Origin of the sequence: Streptomyces sp. NPDC050211 (genome assembly GCF_040656035.1) — a bacterium.
Classification (GTDB): Bacteria; Actinomycetota; Actinomycetes; order Streptomycetales; family Streptomycetaceae; genus Streptomyces.
On the sequence record NZ_JBFALC010000172.1, the window covers coordinates 1 to 2003 of the forward strand.

At 73.8% G+C, this 2003-nt stretch carries 2 protein-coding genes and 1 pseudogene; all 3 read right to left on the reverse strand.

Annotated elements, in window-relative coordinates; genetic code table 11:
• Positions 1-17: 17 nt before the first annotated feature.
• Entirely contained in the window at positions 18-866 is an 849-nt protein-coding gene (locus tag AB0I98_RS49770) for an AfsR/SARP family transcriptional regulator (RefSeq protein WP_362953148.1), read from the reverse strand.
• A gap of 295 nt (positions 867-1161) precedes the next feature.
• On the reverse strand, positions 1162-1815 hold the full coding sequence (locus AB0I98_RS49775) for a ScbR family autoregulator-binding transcription factor (RefSeq protein ID WP_362953150.1): 654 nt from the start codon (positions 1813-1815) through the stop codon (positions 1162-1164).
• A pseudogene (locus AB0I98_RS49780) lies at positions 1815-2003 on the reverse strand (hypothetical protein); the annotation flags it as partial. The pseudogene AB0I98_RS49780 and the gene AB0I98_RS49775, both read right to left, overlap by 1 nt.

Here is a 2003-nt window from a genome sequence, read left to right on the forward strand (position 1 = left end):
GATCATGATCGGGTAGATCACGGCGCGCTCGAGCATGCCGATGTTCCACATCCAGCCGGTGAACACGTCGGCCATGAAGAGGGCCCGGCCATCAGGATCGAGCGCTGCATCCGGCGCAGGTGGGCGGAGGGCTCCAGGCCCAGCTCGCGCACCAGGGCGGTGCGCAGCCGCTGGTAGACGTCCAGGGCCTCGCTGCGGCGGCCGGAGCGGTGCAGCGCCAGCATGAACTGGCCGTGCAGGGTCTCGTGGGTGCGGTAGCGGCTGACCAGGACGGTCAGCTCGCCCAGCAGTTCGCGGTGGCGGCCCAGGCGCAGGTCGGCCTCGATGCGCTGGTCCAGCGCGCACAGCCGGGTCTCCTCCAGCCGCCTGGTCTCCATCTCCAGCTGCACGCCGCTCGTCACGTCGGCGAGCGCGGAGCCGGTCCACAGCGCGAGGGCGTCGCGCAGCTGACGGGCCGCGCCCGCGAAGTCGCCGGCGTCCATGGCCCGGTAGCCGGTGCCGGCCAGCCGCTCGAACTCGCGCACGTCGCTGGCGCCGCCCGCCGTATGCAGCAGATAGCCGCCCGGCGCGGTGACGAGCACGTCCTTGGCGGTGCGCGCCGGCCCGCCCCCGGGCCCGGGGGCGGGGTCGCGCTCGAGGCTGGCCGAGATCAGCTCCCGCAACTGCAGCACGTAGGTCTGCAGGGTGGTGCGCGCGCTGCGCGGCGGGCGCTCGCCCCACAGTTCCTCGATCAGCGCGGCGACCGGCACCACCTGATCGGCGTGCAGGGCCAGCAGCGCCAGGACCTGGCGCGGTTTCGGTGCCGTCGGGGTCACCGAGACCCCGTTCTCCCTGACGTCCAATGCGCCCAGTACTGCGATGTCCATGCCGTTTCCCCTAATCCGTGCATGAGGTGCGTCGTGAGTCGCCTGACGTCCGGCCGTGACCGGGGCCGCTCCCGGAACACCCCAAGTAAAAAACAGGACAGACGGTTTGTCAATATCAAACCGGAGATGCTGTTTTTCCTCTGCGCGGGGACTCCAGCGCCGCTCGATGTCCGCTTCACGCCCGCTTCATGCCGGTTCCGGCGGGACCTCCGCCCCTCCCCGGGGCGCCGGGGCGCCAGGAGGGGCGGGCCCGGCCGGCGCCGCGGCACCCCAGAAAAGAAACCTCTCGGTCTGTTTATGGGGTGTCGGGGTCCGCCGCGGCGGACCCCGTGGCGGCCTCCCCGGCCTCCGCGGCCGCCCGCACCAGCGCGTGCCGCTCGGTCAGCCGGGGCAGCAGCAGGTCCCACAGCCCGGTCACCTTCGCCTCGGACAGCCAGGCCTTGTCCTGGCCGCCGAGCACCTCGAACCCGACGGTGGCGGCCACCACGGCGCTCGCGGCGTCGTGGGCGGAGACCCCCTCGGCGAGCCAGCCGTCCTGGCCGGCGCGCCACAGCGCCTGTTCGACCCACACCTGCCATTCCCGCCGGATCGACGGCCCCCCGCCGCGGCCGGGGTCGTCGGACAGCTCGAACCCCGCCCGCACGACGACATCGCCGGCGATCGCGCTCATCAGGCGGTAGGTGGCAGCCACCAGCGCCTCAAGGGGACCGCCGCCCGGCGCCGCCGCGTCCCGCACGATCTGCCGCACCGTCGTGAGCGCCTCCGCCTCGATGGCCTGGGCCAGCGCCTTCTTGGTCTCGAAGTGAAAGTGCAGCGCACCGTTGCTGACCCCGGCCCGTGCGCTGATCGTCGTGAGCGACGTGCCGGCGAGGCCGTCCCGCGCGACCACTTCGGCCCCGGCCCTGATCAGCGCCTTGCGGGTACGGGCCGCGCGCTCCTGCTTGACCATCAGTCGTCTCCTGGCTGGGACCCCGCCCGCACGCCCCGCGCGGGGGCGGGCCGGGCCGGCGTCGTCCGTCGGTTCATTGCGGTGGGCTGGGCGGGCGTGCGGGAGGGCACATCGGCGTGCCGGGTGCGCGGCATCGCCGGCGAGCGGATCAGCACCCCGCGGCTGCCGGCCGGGCCGCTCACGTCGCC

Coding starts and splice junctions, on each gene's coding strand:
- AB0I98_RS49770 (WP_362953148.1), bottom strand. CDS start 866: ATGGACATCGCAGTACTGGGCGCATTGGACGTCAGGGAGAACGGGGTC.
- AB0I98_RS49775 (WP_362953150.1), bottom strand. CDS start 1,815: ATGGTCAAGCAGGAGCGCGCGGCCCGTACCCGCAAGGCGCTGATCAGG.